The sequence below is a fragment of the Neorhizobium sp. AL 9.2.2 genome (assembly GCF_013317225.1).
Taxonomy (GTDB): Bacteria; Pseudomonadota; Alphaproteobacteria; order Rhizobiales; family Rhizobiaceae; genus Neorhizobium; species Neorhizobium soli.
Window position 1 is genome coordinate 136,795 of record NZ_JAALXU010000008.1, and the last position, 15,064, is coordinate 151,858.

11 protein-coding genes are annotated in these 15,064 nt (G+C 61.8%); 7 read left to right on the top strand and 4 right to left on the bottom strand.

Annotated elements, in window-relative coordinates; genetic code table 11:
- Positions 1-123: 123 nt before the first annotated feature.
- The gene (locus tag G6K99_RS17565; RefSeq protein ID WP_092665207.1) at positions 124-564 is read left to right on the top strand and encodes a DUF2852 domain-containing protein; all 441 of its coding nucleotides are present in this window, start codon (positions 124-126) and stop codon (positions 562-564) included.
- 98 nt (positions 565-662) lie between these two features.
- Positions 663-1,424 carry a M48 family metallopeptidase gene (locus tag G6K99_RS17570; protein ID WP_062577118.1) on the top strand — a complete coding sequence of 254 codons (762 nt, stop codon included), beginning with the start codon at positions 663-665 and terminating at the stop codon, positions 1,422-1,424.
- 36 nt (positions 1,425-1,460) lie between these two features.
- Here G6K99_RS17570 and G6K99_RS17575 read toward each other — a convergent pair whose 3' ends face one another.
- The gene (locus G6K99_RS17575; protein WP_244631515.1) at positions 1,461-2,438 is read right to left on the bottom strand and encodes a cell wall hydrolase; all 978 of its coding nucleotides are present in this window, start codon (positions 2,436-2,438) and stop codon (positions 1,461-1,463) included.
- Between the two features lie 306 nt (positions 2,439-2,744).
- On the opposite strand from G6K99_RS17575, the gene G6K99_RS17580 reads away from it, so the two are divergent.
- The 5 genes from G6K99_RS17580 to G6K99_RS17600 are packed head-to-tail and all read left to right on the top strand — an operon-like array spanning position 2,745 to position 7,805.
- Complete coding sequence (locus tag G6K99_RS17580) at positions 2,745-3,395, top strand: phosphoribosylanthranilate isomerase (RefSeq protein ID WP_174197321.1); 651 nt, start codon at positions 2,745-2,747, stop codon at positions 3,393-3,395.
- Between the two features lie 11 nt (positions 3,396-3,406).
- Positions 3,407-4,627 (top strand): tryptophan synthase subunit beta, encoded by a 1,221-nt coding sequence (gene trpB, locus G6K99_RS17585; protein WP_092665274.1) that lies wholly within the window; start codon positions 3,407-3,409, stop codon positions 4,625-4,627.
- 2 nt (positions 4,628-4,629) lie between these two features.
- A complete protein-coding gene (gene trpA / locus G6K99_RS17590) occupies positions 4,630-5,469 on the top strand; it encodes a tryptophan synthase subunit alpha (RefSeq protein ID WP_062462946.1) in 840 nt (279 codons plus the stop codon).
- A gap of 44 nt (positions 5,470-5,513) precedes the next feature.
- Positions 5,514-6,410 (top strand): acetyl-CoA carboxylase, carboxyltransferase subunit beta, encoded by an 897-nt coding sequence (gene accD / locus G6K99_RS17595; protein WP_062462950.1) that lies wholly within the window; start codon positions 5,514-5,516, stop codon positions 6,408-6,410.
- A gap of 42 nt (positions 6,411-6,452) precedes the next feature.
- On the top strand, positions 6,453-7,805 hold the full coding sequence (locus G6K99_RS17600) for a folylpolyglutamate synthase/dihydrofolate synthase family protein (protein WP_244631516.1): 1,353 nt from the start codon (positions 6,453-6,455) through the stop codon (positions 7,803-7,805).
- Positions 7,806-7,887: 82 nt separating this feature from the next.
- Here the strand turns inward: G6K99_RS17600 and trxA are convergent, their stop codons facing one another.
- The 3 genes from trxA to addB all read right to left on the bottom strand — a co-directional run bounded on the left by trxA (position 7,888) and on the right by addB (position 15,064).
- Entirely contained in the window at positions 7,888-8,208 is a 321-nt protein-coding gene (gene trxA, locus G6K99_RS17605; RefSeq protein WP_062462956.1) for a thioredoxin, read from the bottom strand.
- A gap of 69 nt (positions 8,209-8,277) precedes the next feature.
- On the bottom strand, positions 8,278-11,868 hold the full coding sequence (gene addA / locus G6K99_RS17610) for a double-strand break repair helicase AddA (RefSeq protein ID WP_174197322.1): 3,591 nt from the start codon (positions 11,866-11,868) through the stop codon (positions 8,278-8,280).
- Positions 11,861-15,064: a double-strand break repair protein AddB gene (gene addB / locus G6K99_RS17615; protein ID WP_174197323.1), complete on the bottom strand. Its 3,204-nt coding sequence runs from the start codon at positions 15,062-15,064 to the stop codon at positions 11,861-11,863. Before addB ends, addA begins: the two co-directional genes overlap by 8 nt.

Consider the following 15,064-nt stretch of genomic DNA (forward strand, 5'->3'; position numbering starts at 1 on the left):
GGTATTTCAGCATGTTCTTGGATTTAGCGACCTGTCTTCTTGAAGGCGGGTCTGAGGCTCACCAAATCGGATATCATCGGGCTGGCATCAGGCCACTCCGCATTGAACTGAAGGGTGTAACCCATGAACCAGTCTGCATTGATTCGTCCGGAATGGACGCCGGCCACCATTGGTTTAATGGTGCTCGGTTTCGTGGTCTTCTGGCCTCTTGGCTTGGCTATGCTTGCCTATATCATCTTCGGGGATCGGCTTCGCGGCTTCAAGCGCGATGCCAATAATCGCGCCGACGAATGGGCCGGCAAGACCAGCCGATGGTTTTCCAGAAGCCGCGCCGCTGGCTACAACACGCATTTCTCGACAGGCAACGTTGCCTTCGACGATTGGCGCAAGGCCGAACTCAACCGCATGGATGAAGAACGCCGCAAGCTTGACGAGATGCGCGATGAGTTCGACAACTATTCCCGCGAGCTTCGCCGTGCCAAGGATCAGGAAGAGTTCGATCGTTTCATGCGCGAGCGCCGTAACAGCAACGCTTCCGGCCAGAACCCGGTCGTCGACGTCTGATCGGTCAAACGGATCTTCTGAAAACGTAACGAGCCGGCGTCCTTGCGACGCCGGCTTTTTCATGAGAACGGTTCTCTCGAATCGGCTAGAAAGGCTACATGTTCGCGCTCCTCAAAAAGCCCCTTCGCGCCCGCTCGAAACCGCTCGAAACCGTGAAGCGCACGCTTGAAGTCGGAAACCGCGCTTTGCCGCTGACGATCAAGGAAAACAGTCGCGCCACTCGTATCACGCTGCGCATCGAGCCCGGCGGCCGCGCGCTTAATCTCACTGTGCCGGCAGGCCTTCGGAAAAGCGAGATCGAGGAATTTCTCGAGCGCCATCAGGGTTGGCTGCTCACGAAGCTCTCGAAATTCTCCACCGACAATCCCATCCGCTCAGGCGGCTTCGTGCCGATTCGCGGCGTTCAGCACCGCATCGACCATACCGGAACGCTTCGCGGCCTGACGGAAATCGCCATGGTCGATGGCGTGCCGGTGGTAAGGGTAAGCGGGCTGGAGGATCATCTCGGCCGTCGGGTCGCGACATTTCTGAAAAAAGAAGCACGTCGAGATATGGAGTTGCTGGCCTTTCGCCATGCCGCATCGATCCGCAAGCCGGTCGCATCAGTCACGCTGAAAGACACGAGAAGCCGGTGGGGATCCTGTTCCTGGGATGGAAACCTGAGCTTTTCCTGGCGCATCGTCATGGCGCCGCCGCTGGTGATCGATTACCTCGCAGCCCACGAAGTGGCGCATCTGAAGGAAATGAACCACGGGCCAAAGTTCTGGGCTCTCTGCCACCAGCTTTGCCCGAGGATGGAAGAGGCGCGCAAATGGCTGAAGCAGAATGGCTCGCAGCTTCACGCGCTGGATTTCAGCTGAAGCCCAGCTAAAACAAACGGAAACTGGACGAAGAGATCAAGGTGTAGCTGTGCGAGCCGGGAACTGACGCGGAGTCGGCGCGACCATTACCATGTCGCCGGCTGTGTCGGTCTTGGCACCCGCCGGGCGCCGTTTCGGCAGAGGCCCGCTATTGGGCAAGGCTTCAGTCGAAAGAATGGCGGCACTTGCCGCATCCATGCCAGCGCCTGCCTGGTAGGCCTGCATCATGCTGGGCGAATGGGAAACAGGCTGCACTGTTGCGACCGTGGCGGAAGATGTGTCGGCAACCGTTGTGACAGAGGCAACGCCCGGCAAGGGCTGCTGCGTTGCTGCAGACGCAACGGCAACGGGGCTTGGTGTCTGTTCACGAACAGGCTCGGCCCGTGCGATCATGCTCATCGCTCCCGGCGTTGGCACAATCGTCCCTTCAGCCATCATGACATAGGCCCCGGCAGGCTTCGGCTCTGGCGTCTGCAAGTTGCCGTCCTCGTCGCGCTTTTCGTAAAACACGTTGCCGCCGGCATCAGCCACGTAATGCATGTTCTTGTAGGGGAAGCGCAGGCCCTTCGTGTGGAAGAACATCGCTTCCTTCACATCGGGGTGGCGCTTGCCCTTCAGCACGGCTTCTGCTGCTTCATTCAGCTGCGGCGCAGTGTTTTCGTCCATCTTGCGGGTCATCACACCCGGCGCGAACTGCTTTTCCTGCCCCACGACACCACAGATCGTCTCAGGGTAAAGACCTGAGGTCAGGCGGTTCATGATGACGCTGCCGACAGCCATGAAACCATCGGGGCTGCTGCGCCTTGATTCGAAATACATCGCGCGCTTGAGGCATTCGCGGTCGCTGGACGAATAGGTGTAGACCTGCTTTGCCGAACCCATATTGACCTGGGCAGTTCGTGTCTTCGAAGACTTGGAATCGAGCGACGCAGTCGTCTGAGTGCAGGCTGAAAGAGCGCTCACCGCGGCAAGGCACATTGCAGCGCGCACAAAGTTCGCACCTCTTGCCGCCATGACTACCCCCTGCGAAAACATTTCAAGAAACAATTTGCTGTGGAATAAGTTACTGGCAAAACCCTAATAAATCAAACCTGAATCGAGAACGTCTATTTTTCCGGAAAAACCTGCTCTTTTGCCCGAGGTTCTGGTTGTGATGATGTCGGCGAGCATGTCCTTGCGCGTGCAGGATCGTGGTGGAGAACCGAATCACACCCCGGAAGATTGCCTGAGGTCTTGAGAAGAGGAGTCCGTGCCGAACTGTCACGCCACCAAACCGCTGAAGGGCTCGACTCCGGGCGCGTTTCGTGCCAATCCGCGCACATGAAACCGGATATCAAGATCTGCGGCCTCAAGACTGAAGAAGCGGTCGATCGTGCGGTGACGCGCGGCGCAACCCATATCGGCTTTATCTTCTTCCCCAAGAGCCCGCGTAACATCGCGCCCGAGATCGCCGGCGAACTGGCGGACCGGGTGCGTGGCAGAGCTAAGATCGTTGCGGTCACGGTGGATGCCGATGACGAGGAACTGGACGATATCGTCTCGCTGCTTCGCCCGGACATGCTTCAGCTCCACGGTCACGAGAGCCCGGAACGGATTTTGCACGTCAAGGCGCTCTACGGTCTGCCTGTCATGAAAGCGTTTTCTGTCAAGTCCGCGGATGATCTTGCAGGGGTCGATGCCTATATAGGTGTGGCTGACCGTTTTCTGTTCGACGCGAAGGCACCGGCTGGCTCCGATCTTCCGGGCGGCAACGGCGTTTCCTTCGACTGGAAGGCCATGGCGTCGCTTGACCAGAGCGTGGATTACATGCTTTCCGGGGGCCTGAACAAGGATAATGTCGCGACTGCGCTCTCATCGACGCGGGCAAGCGGCATAGATGTATCGTCCGGTGTCGAAAGCGCGCCAGGCGCCAAGGATCTGGGCATGATCGATGCGTTCTTCGATGCGGCAGACGCCGCTACGAAACGCTGAAGGAGTTGAAAGTGAACGAGACCCCAAAACTGAATTCGTTCCGTTCCGGTCCCGACGAGGACGGCCTCTTCGGTATTTTCGGCGGCCGCTTTGTCGCGGAAACCCTGATGCCCCTGATCCTGGATCTGCAGGGCGAATGGGAAAAGGCCAAGACCGATCCCGCATTTCAAAAGCAGCTCACCGATCTCGGCAAACACTATGTCGGCCGCCCCAGCCCGCTCTATTTCGCCGAGCGCATGACGGCAGAACTCGGCGGCGCAAAGATCTATTTCAAGCGCGACGAGCTCAATCACACCGGCTCCCACAAGATCAACAACTGCATTGGCCAGATCCTGCTTGCCAAGCGCATGGGCAAGACCCGCATCATCGCTGAAACCGGTGCCGGCCAGCATGGCGTCGCTTCGGCCACGGTCGCTGCCCGCTTCGGCCTGCCCTGCGTCGTCTACATGGGCGCGACAGATGTCGAGCGCCAGGCACCCAATGTCTTCCGCATGAAGCTGCTGGGCGCCGAGGTGATCCCTGTCACGTCAGGCCACGGCACGCTCAAGGATGCCATGAACGAGGCATTGCGCGACTGGGTCACCAATGTCGATGACACCTATTACATGATCGGCACCGCTGCCGGTCCGCATCCCTATCCGGAAATGGTCCGCGACTTCCAGTCGGTCATCGGTCGCGAAACCAAGGAACAGATGCTGGAAGCCGAGGGACGTCTGCCCGACATGCTGGTAGCAGCCGTTGGCGGTGGATCGAATGCGATCGGCCTGTTCCATCCGTTCCTCGATGATGACAGCGTAAGGATCGTCGGCGTCGAAGCCGGCGGCAAGGGCCTCAACGGCGAGGAGCACTGCGCCTCGCTGACGGCAGGCTCGCCTGGCGTTCTGCATGGCAACCGCACCTATCTGCTGCAGGATGGCGATGGCCAGATCAAGGAAGGTCATTCGATCTCGGCCGGTCTCGACTATCCCGGCATCGGCCCGGAGCATTCCTGGCTGAAAGACATGGGACGTGTCGAATACGTCCCGATCATGGATACCGAAGCGCTCGAAGCCTTCCAGTTCCTGACACGCACCGAGGGCATCATCCCCGCGCTCGAACCCTCGCACGCACTGGCCGAAGTCATGAAGCGCGCACCAAAGATGTCCAAGGACGAAATCATCGTCATGAACCTGTGCGGTCGCGGCGACAAGGACATCTTCACTGTCGGCAAAATCCTTGGAATGGGGCTCTGAACATGACCGCACGGATGGATAAGCGTTTTGCCGATCTGAAGGCCGAAGGCCGCCCGGCACTGATCACCTATTTCATGGGTGGCGATCCCGATTTTGCCACGTCGCTGGCCATCATGAAGGCACTGCCTGATGCCGGGGCCGACGTGATCGAACTCGGAATGCCCTTTTCCGACCCGATGGCCGATGGTCCGGCAATCCAGATGGCCGGGCAGCGCGCGCTGAAGGGCGGCCAGACGCTCGCCAAGACGCTGGATCTCGCTCGCGAATTCCGCAAGACCGATGCCGCGACGCCGATCGTCATGATGGGCTACTACAATCCGATCTATATCTACGGCGTCGACAGGTTTGTTGATGACGCGCTGGAAGCCGGCATCGACGGCCTGATCATCGTCGACCTGCCGCCGGAAATGGATGATGAACTCTGCATCCCGGCAATCGCCAAGGGGCTCAACTTCATCCGCCTGACCACGCCGACCACGGACGAAAAGCGCCTGCCGACGGTTTTGCACAACACGTCCGGCTTCGTCTATTACGTCTCGATGAACGGCATTACCGGCTCCGCTCTGCCGGATCTGTCGCTGATCTCGGGCGCCGTCTCCCGCATCAAGGGTCATACCGACCTGCCGGTCTGCGTCGGCTTCGGCGTCAAGACCGCCGACCATGCGCAAGCCATCGGCGCTGCGGCTGACGGTGTCGTCGTCGGCAGTGCGATCGTTGCGCAGGTTGCCGGCAGCCTCACCAAGGATGGCGCTGCGACGCCAGATACGGTATCTGCCGTTTCCACCTTCGTCCGCGGCCTGGCCACCGGCGTGCGTTCCGCCCGCCTTGTTGCCGCCGAATAACTGGCCCAGATAAGGCCTGAACGTCTAAACTCGGAGTACGCCCAGTGAACTGGATCACCAATTACGTCCGGCCGCGCATCAACTCCATGCTCGGCCGTCCCGATCGGGACGTTCCGGAAAATCTCTGGATCAAATGCCCGGAAACCGGGGAAATGGTCTTCCACAAGGATCTCGAAGAGAACAAGTGGGTCATTCCCGCCTCGGGCTTCCACATGAAGATGCCGGCCAAGGCGCGTCTGAGAGACATGTTCGACGACGGCGAGTTCGAATCGCTGGTACAGCCGAAGGTCGCCCAGGATCCGCTCAAGTTTCGCGACTCCAAGAAATATGCTGACCGCTTGAAGGACAGCCGTATCAAGACCGATCAGGAGGACACGATCCTCGCCGGTCTCGGTTCCGTCCATGGCGTTAAACTCGTCGCCGTCGTGCACGAATTCAACTTCATCGGCGGTTCGCTCGGCATGGCGGCCGGCGAAGCGATCGTCAAGGCGGCCGAGCGTGCGCTGAAGGAAAAGTGCCCGCTGGTCATCTTCCCCGCATCGGGTGGCGCCCGCATGCAGGAAGGCATCCTGTCGCTGATGCAGCTGCCCCGCACCACGGTTGCCGTCGACATGCTGAAGGAAGCAGGCCTTCCCTATATCTGTGTGCTGACCAACCCGACCACCGGCGGCGTGACTGCTTCCTATGCCATGCTGGGTGATGTCCACATCGCTGAGCCGGGCGCCGAGATCGGCTTTGCCGGCAAGCGCGTCATCGAACAGACCCTGCGCGAAAAGCTGCCGGAAGGCTTCCAGACCGCAGAATACCTGCTTGAGCATGGCATGGTGGATATGGTCGTCAAGCGCCACGATATCCCGGCAACGCTGGCGCGGATCCTGAAGATGCTGATGAGACAGCCTGATCAGGAATTCCTTCCCGCCCCTGTCGCCGTCAGCGCCTGAACACCGGTTCTGACCTAACGTGATCGGAGCCGGAGCTTCGGGATGACGACGATGAACCAGCCCGTGGCAAGTGCGGCCGAGCAGGAAATCGAGCGGCTGATGACCCTTCACCCGAAGGGTTTCGATCTGTCGCTCGAGCGCATTACCCGCCTCCTTGAGATGCTCGGCAATCCACATCTGAAACTGCCGCCGGTCATTCATGTGGCCGGCACCAACGGCAAGGGGTCCTGCACCGCCTTTTGCCGCGCGATTCTCGAAGCGGGTGGCTATGCCGTGCACGTCCACACATCGCCGCATCTGGTGCGCTGGCACGAACGCTTTCGCATCGGCGTGAAGGGCGGCCGGGGCCAGCTTGTAGACGATGCCCTGCTGGCGGATGCGCTGCGCCGCGTCGGCGATGCCAATGCCGGCCAGATGATCACCGTGTTCGAGATCCTGACAGCGGCAACCTTCCTGATCTTTTCCGAACAGCCCGCCGATGCCGTAGTGCTGGAAGTGGGCTTGGGCGGTCGCTTCGATGCGACCAACGTCATCACCGACCCCGCCGTCTCGGTGATCATGCCGATCGCGCTCGATCACCAGGCCTATCTGGGCGACAAGGTCGAACTGATCGCAGCGGAAAAGGCCGGCATCATGAAGCGCCGTCGCCCGGTCGTGGTCGGCGCCCAGGAATTCGACGCGGCCCGCGAGGTTCTGGTTGCGACTGCCGAACGGCTGGGCTGTCCGCTCTCCATCTATGGCCAGGATTTCTCAGCCCATGAGGAGTTCGGCCGGCTGATCTACCAGGACGAAGACGGCCTGCAGGACCTGCCGTTGCCGCGCCTTCCGGGCCGCCACCAGTTCGCCAACGCCGCAGCGGCCATTCGCGCCGTCAAGGCCGCCGGTTTCACGGTGACTGACGCCACCATGGAAAAGGCGATGGGCATGGTCGAATGGCCGGCCCGCCTGCAAAAGCTGGTCGAGGGCAAACTGTTGGAAATCGCGCCGCCAGGTTCGGAAATCTGGCTCGACGGTGGGCACAATCCCGCCGGCGGCGAGGTGATTGCTGAAGCCATGGCGGCCTTCGAGGAACGCCAGCCTCGGCCACTCTATCTCGTCACCGGCATGATCAACACGAAGGATCCCGTCGGCTATTTCCGGGCCTTTGCCGATCTCGGCGAACACGTCTTTACCGTCCGCATCCGCGATAGCGAGGCAGGCCTTGATCCGGTTGTGCTGGCCAATGCTGCCTTCGACGCTGGCCTGGTCGCCGAACCCGCCGGTTCCACCATCGAAGCCTTGCAGGAAATCACCCGCCGCCAGCTGCCCGGCAGTCCGCCGCCCCGTATCCTGATCGGCGGCTCACTCTATTTCGCCGGCAATGTGCTGGCCGACAATGGCACGCCACCGGTCTGATAACGGACAGGATCGATCAACAGATAACAAAAAACCCGGCTGATCGATCAGCCTGGTTTTTGGATTCACGTGAAACAGAAGCTTAAGCGGCGCTGGAGATCCAGGCTGCGAGAGCCGTCTTTGGCGCAGCGCCAACCTTGATGTCGGCCACTTCGCCGCCCTTGAACATGGCAAGAGTCGGGATCGAGCGCACACCAAACTGGGCAGCCAGTTCCGGGTTCTCATCGATGTTCAGCTTGACGACCTTCACCTTGCCGGCGAGTTCCGTCGAAATCTCTTCAAGGCTCGGAGCGATCATCTTGCACGGGCCGCACCATTCAGCCCAGAAATCGACGACGACCGGCTCTACGGCGTCCAGAACTTCAGCCTGAAAATTGTTTGTATCGACTTTCACGGTAGCCATTGGGCTCTCCTTCGATTCTTGTTGACCCAGATGTGAGATCGGCACTCACTATTTTCAATGTCCGTCATGTCACTTTGTCTTAAGTTCTGCAAGCGAACGGGACATCAGCTCCACACCCAGCGGGATTACCTTTGCCGTCTCGGTGTAGACGAGCACGCAGTCGATCGCTTTGCCCGGATAAAGAGGCGTGAGGATTTCGCGGTAGATGGAGAGCTGTGCCCTGTGGGTCAATGGCACGTCTTCCGCAGTGCCCGGCGGAAAGCGGTTCGTCTTGTAATCGAGGATGATGACGCGGTCCTCCATCTCGACCAGCCGGTCGATCCGGCCCGAGATCGCGTAGTCCTGGCCCTCCAGCGTCAGCGTTCCCATGATCGAGACCTCCGACTGGCTGCGCGCAGAAAAGACCGGCGCGAGCTCGGGAAGGGACAGAACAGACATGACGCTCTCAACTAGCTTCTGTCGCTCAGCCGGCGGCCAGAAGCGGGCGGCGCGGTCTGCATAACGCCGGGCTGCACCCTCGCGTTCGCCGTCCGGGAAGTCGGTCAGCATCTGCAGCATCCGATGCACGAGCTTGCCTTTTTGCAGCGCCAGGCTGCCGGTCGCCTTGTCGCCGAACAGCGGCGATGTGACAATCAGATCATCCGCATCGTCATCGATCATCGTGCCAGCACCGGACGGGCTAAGTGGCCGCGGCAGGATCTTGCGGGGCGGCAGCGGTCGCGAAAGCGCCGTGGGCAGGGTAGGGGCGGAAGCCTCCCTTTCGGAGCCGACGGCAGCTGTGTGGTCCGCTTTGGCAGCAGCTTTGCCCGGTGCCGCGGGCAGGCGCCACGACAGGCCGTTCCACTCGCCCTCGGGGCCGGAAAATGTGGCTGGGCTGCAGTGCTGACCGCTCGCCGACAAGGCACGTGCGATCATCGCCTGCCAGCTATCGGGATTGTCGCGGCTGCCGCGATAACCGCAAATCACAAGATGATCGGCAGCACGGGTCATGCCCACATAGAGAAGACGCCGGTACTCTTCTTCGGCAGAGGTCTTTAACCGTTCGTCGTCCGCCGCCGTCAGCGGGTTGGACAGCGTCTTGCCCGCGAGCCAGGCCGGAACGTCACCATGGACGGTCTTCAGCAGCCGGAATTTCGGCACATGCGATGGAATGAAGGATTTCGAGTTGCTGTCGACGAGGAACACGACCGGCGCTTCCAAACCCTTGGAGGCATGCACGGTCATGATCCGCACCTCGTTGCGGCCACCATCCTGTTCGCGCTTCACCTCGGGGCTTTCGAGCTCCAGCGTGGATACGAAAGCCTGCAGGCCGGGCAGGCCGGATGTCTCGTGATCGAGCGCGAAGGTGAGCAATTCATCGAGAATATCGCCCGCCTCGGTGCCGAGCCGTCCGAGAAACTTCCGCCGTCCGCCATATTGTCCGAGAATACGGGCGTAGAGATCATGCGGGCTGAGCAGCCGCGACAGCGTCAGCAGATGCTGCAATCGCTCCGCTGCATCACGAAACCGCAGCGGCTGTTTTTCGGCAAGACGCTTGAGCTGCGTCCAGGCGCTGTCATCTTCGGGTCTGAGCGCCGCAACCTCGAACACATCCTCCTCGGACAGATCGAACAACGGGCTTTTGAGCAGCGCCGCCAGCGACAGGTCGTCCTGCGGCAGAAGCAGAAAGCGGCCAAGCGCCAGCAGATCCTGCACCGCGATATGGCTCGTCAGCTTCAACCGGTCGGCGCCTGCTACGGGAATGTTGTCGCGACGTTTCAGCGCCCGCGTCAGCGCGTTAACGAAGGCGTCGCGCTTTCTCACGAGAACGAGAATGTCGCCAGGCTCGATCGGCCGTTCCACGCCCTTTTCGATGATCGTCTCGCGGCCGATCATCTCGCCGATCCGGGCGGCGATGCGAGAGGCGAGAATGGCAGCCGGTGCCTTGTCCGGGGTCGAATCGAACGGCGCGGTCCAGTCGTCTTCCTGTTCGGACACTTCGGGCGCCACCACGTCCCAGAGATCGACCGCGCCGGGATGGCCCATGCGGTTGGATCGGTGCTGCACCGGATCGCCGATCGCCGACAGGCCCTTGGCATTTTCCTCGATTGAGAACACCTGATCGACGGCGGAAAGGATGTCGGCTGTCGACCGGAAGGACAGCGGCAGGCGGATCGCGTGAAACGGCTGGCCGCTGGCCGCAACCTGCCTCTGCGTCGCGCTGCGTTCCTCGGCAAACCGCTCCGGCCGCGCGCCCTGGAATGAATAGATCGACTGTTTCTCGTCACCGACCGCAAACATCGTCCGGCGCGTATCGCGCGCGCTGTTGCCGGAATAAAAGTCCTCCGCCAGCGACTTGATCACGGTCCACTGGATCGGGCTGGTATCCTGCGCCTCGTCGACCAGAATGTGGTCGATGCCTTGGTCGAGCTTGTAATGCACCCAGGCACCCACGCCGTCGCGGGTCAGAAGATCGGCGGTACGAGCGATCAGATCCTCGAAATCGAGCAGGCTGCGGCCCCGTTTCAGGTCCTCGTAGTCGTCGGTCAGGCGTGCAGCCAGCGTCAGCGCCGCCTTGGTGGCGGCAAACAGGCGGTACAGTCGCAACCGGTTCCGGCAGCTCAGAACATGCTCTCGCGCCGTATCGATCGCGCCGGCAAGTTCCGGTGCGATCTTGGTCATGGCGCTGGCGATCAGGCTGCGATCCGACTTCACCGTTCCCTTGGCCGTCAGAAAGATGGAATCGAGATAGGCGGCGCGCTTGAAGACGTCCGGCTCCTTGGCGACCAAGCGCAAACCATAGGCCACCTCATGGACGGTCGAGCCGCCCTTCTGATCGGCAAGCGACAGATAGAGATCGAGCGTGATGCCGGAAAGCTGGGGCAGCGGCCAATAGGTGGCGGCAATGCTGTCTTCGCTATCGGCAGGATCGAGCCCCAGGACCCGCTTCAGTTCCGGGCCGATGCCGCCGTTCTTCTCCGCCTGCGCCGTAAATTTGCGGATCGCCGTGCGTCTTGCAACGATGTCGGACAGCAGCGCTTCCAGCCCGAACTCGTCGCCGAGATCGAGAACATGCGCAAAGGCTTCCGCCAGATCCGGATCGTCCTCGGCGGATGTGGCCGTCAGCAGGGAGCGCCGCGCTTCGGAGAGGAGGGCGGTGGCGGCGCGGTCATCGAGCACCGAAAAATGGCCGGCCACATTGGCCTCCAGCGGAAACTGGTGCAGCAGAGCTTCGCAGAAGGCGTGGATCGTCTGGATCTTGAGACCACCCGGCGTTTCCAGCGCCTTCGCAAACAGCCGCCGCGCCTCGGCGATCTTCATGGAATCCGGCTCGTGACCTTCGATAGCCGCGATCCGCGTGCGCAACTCGTCGTCGGAGAGAACCGTCCATTCCGACAACCGCTGAAACACACGGTTCGACATTTCCGATGCTGCGGCCTTTGTGTAGGTGAGGCAGAGGATGGCGGAGGGACGGCATCCGGCAAGCAGAAGCCGGATCACCCGCTGGGTCAGCACATGCGTCTTGCCGGAGCCTGCATTGGCCGACACCCAGGCGGAACTGGCCGGGTCCGAGGCGCGAGATTGCTGAACCGTGGTCCAATCGATCCAGTGGATCGGGTCGTCTCCATCCGGCAGGTCCGAAGCCGGGTTATCCGGCAACTCGGTGAAAAGATCACTCATCGGCGTCCGCCTCTCCATCGTCATCGGCCGTCGACCACTCGGCAACGCGGGCGAGGTGATCGTATTCGCCGCCGAAATCCCCTTGCGCGAACGGCACCAGCCGCGAGGCGAACCCCGCATCGCCCTGACGCAGCTTGATGACGAACTTGGCCAGCTGGTCGATCGATTCCTGCGCGAGATCGATCGCCGATTTCGGCTGGCGCTTGGCATTCGCGGTTGCGCCCTCATTGTTGATCCGGTCTTCCTTGAACCGGTCGCCGGGGCGAAGCCGGACATAAAGAAGATCGCCGGGCCGCTGGATGCCCATCGTCTTGAAGGCGCCTGCCTGCAGCGCCGCTGCCTCCAAGGCAAGTTGCGGGTCGAGCAGCGACCGCGCCTGTAGGACGGAAGGGTTGAGGCCGGTCTTGTAGTCGATGATGTCAGCCTCGCCGGAGCGCTTGATGTCGATCCGGTCCGCAATGCCAGTGACACGGATGCCGGCACTCTCAACCTCGAAACCGGCACCGGCTTCCGTAACGCTGCTGCGGACTTCCGGTGCGCGACGCTCTTCCCAGTCGAGAAACGCCCGCGCGACCTCGACGAAGCGCGGCCGCCAGACCCGGTCGATATGCGGCGGGAGCTGTTCGGCGTCGAACAGCTCCCGCGTGATGCGCTGCATTGCTTCACGTGAAACCGGCGTGCCGGGCTTGTGGCTTTCGCGCGTATAGCGGTCGATAATGGCGTGGTAGAGCGTGCCGCGCTGTGCCGCACCCGGATCTTCGTTGAACGGCGCCAGCGGATCGAGTTTGAGGATACGCCGTGCATAGATCGAATAGGGGTCGCGACGCAGCCGTCCGACTTCGCTGAACGAATATTTGACCGGCTGCAGCTCCGCCGGCGGTTTGGGGGCAGGGCGCCTGGCCTGCTGCTGGTTGTCGCCACGATCGATCAGCGACGCCCAATGCAGAACATCCTTGCCGCGCGCCTTCAATTCGTCGGCAAAGGTTTTGCCGCCCAGCGCCAACAATCTCTGCAGCCAGCGGGAAGCAACCGTCGGCGTCGATCCCTGTCGTGTGGAGCGGGAAAAGATCAGGTTGCGGGTGCCGCAGGCCATTTCGAAATCGTGCGCCAGCTGGCCGATCCGCCGTTCGGGCGGTTCCAGACCCATGTCGGTCTTCATCGAACGCGACAGGAACGGGTTGTTGACTGTCTGTCCCGGCCAGGAGCCTTCGTTGAGACCGCCGAGGATCATCGTATCAACGCTTTGCAGCCGCGCTTCCAGCGTTCCGAAGATAAACACCCGAGGATGCGCAAGCGATCGTGGCTTGACCGCTTCGCCTGTCGTCAGCGCCATGACGATGTCGATCCACTGCGGCCCGTCAGCCTCGATCTGCCCATCGGTCTCGATCACTTCGCCCAGCAGACCCGAGAGACGTTCGCCCGGCTCACCCGACCAGAGCGCCGAGAGATCACCGCGCTCGTCGATGCACAGCGCTTCGAGCGCGCGCCCCGTGCGGGTCGCCCAATCGGACAGCGTCAGTCTTGCCGTCAGCCCGCGCCCATCGGGACGGCGGCGGATAAAGGCGCTGACCAGCGGTTCGACCGCTGTCGATATCCGCTTTGCGATATCCTTTGCCTGAGCAACAGAGCCTTCGGGCAACGAGCTGCGCCAATGCGGCATGTGCCGGTCTTGAAGGATTGCGGTCAGCTGCGCATCGAGAAGCGGCTCGAGTGCTGAAATATCCATGTCACCGACGCCACCGCGCAGGGCGAGCACTTCCAGCGCATCGATTGCAGCGCGCAGCTTGGCCGGCGGAAGGCCAAGCCGTAGCAGCGGATGTTTGAGCAGGCCAACGATCGCCACCGGATCGCCTGGACGAAGCGTGGCTTCCAGCAGAAGCTGCGTCAGCGTGCCCTGCGGCGTGCCCGAAAGCGCCGAACCGGCCGAATCATCGGCGAGGATGCCGAAACGGGCAAGTTCTGCGGTGACGCGGCGGCCAAGCGCGCGGTCGGGCGTGATTAGCGCTGCCTGGGCCTCGCCACCGTTTCGTCCGGGTTTTTCGAGCGCCAGCCGTAGGGCGATGGCAATCGCCACCGCTTCCTCGCGCTCGTTGGCAGCTTCGATCAGCGTAACATCGGCAAAGGCCGCGCGCAGCTTTTCCGGATCGGCGTCCTGGCGCCACGTATTCCAGCGATCCGTCGCCTTGGCAGGCATCAGCGCCTGCGAGATCGCCTCGGCGCGAAAGGCAAGATCAGCCTCTGTCTCGCCGATGACAGTGACATCCTCGCGCGTGGCACCGATCTTCTTCAACAGGCGGGACAAACCGAATTGCGGATGGCTGCGGCTCGAAGGGTCGGGCTTGCCGTCGAAGGTTTCCTCGCACACCATGTCCCACTGGTCCTGCAGCATCGTCATGTCGAGGCCCGGCAGGACGACCGTGCCTTCGGGAAGCTTAGAGATCGCCGCGATCAGCTCGGCCGCTGCCGGAACGGACCCGGTGGATCCCGCAACGATCACGGGGCCCTTGTGCTCCCGCTCGGTAATCCGCCGCGCCTCTCCGCGCAGGATCGAAGCCCGATGCTTTGCCGGCGAAGAGCGTTTCAGCTCTTCAAGCCGCGTCGGCCAGAAACCGCTGGCGATCTTCAGGAATTCGGCCGTCAGCTGCCACCACAGCGCATGTTCGCCGGTCTGGAGATTGTCGAGATCCTTCCAGTCGCGTTCCTCGGTCTCGATCGCATCGATCAGTTCCGCCAGCGCCCGGGCAAGCCAGATCGCATCCGCAGGGCTTGCGGGCGCCACCAGCGGCGATTCCGAATGCACGTCCAGCACGATCTTCGGCAGCTGGTTGCGCCAGGCAAGGATCAGCCGTCCGAGTTCGAGAAGTCGCGCCGTGCCGCCGATCGGCAGGGCCAGATCCATTTCCTCGGGTGCAACGAGATCGAAAAAGCTCTGATCGTCGTCGGTTTCGCCAAGTGGCCGGATGACTGGCAGGATCGCGGCGCGGCCGCCGAGAAGATCGACGAATTCCGAGCGCAGCACACGCGCCGAACGGCGCGTCGGCACAAAAATGGTGACGTCAGCCAGCGACAGCGGATTTTGGGGATCGTAGCGAAACGTCTCGTTCAGCCGCCCGTCGCAGAGTGCTGCGGCTAGCGTCTTCAAAAAGGGCGCGCCTGACGGGATGGAGAAGAGGCGGTTCGGCGATGCATCCGACAT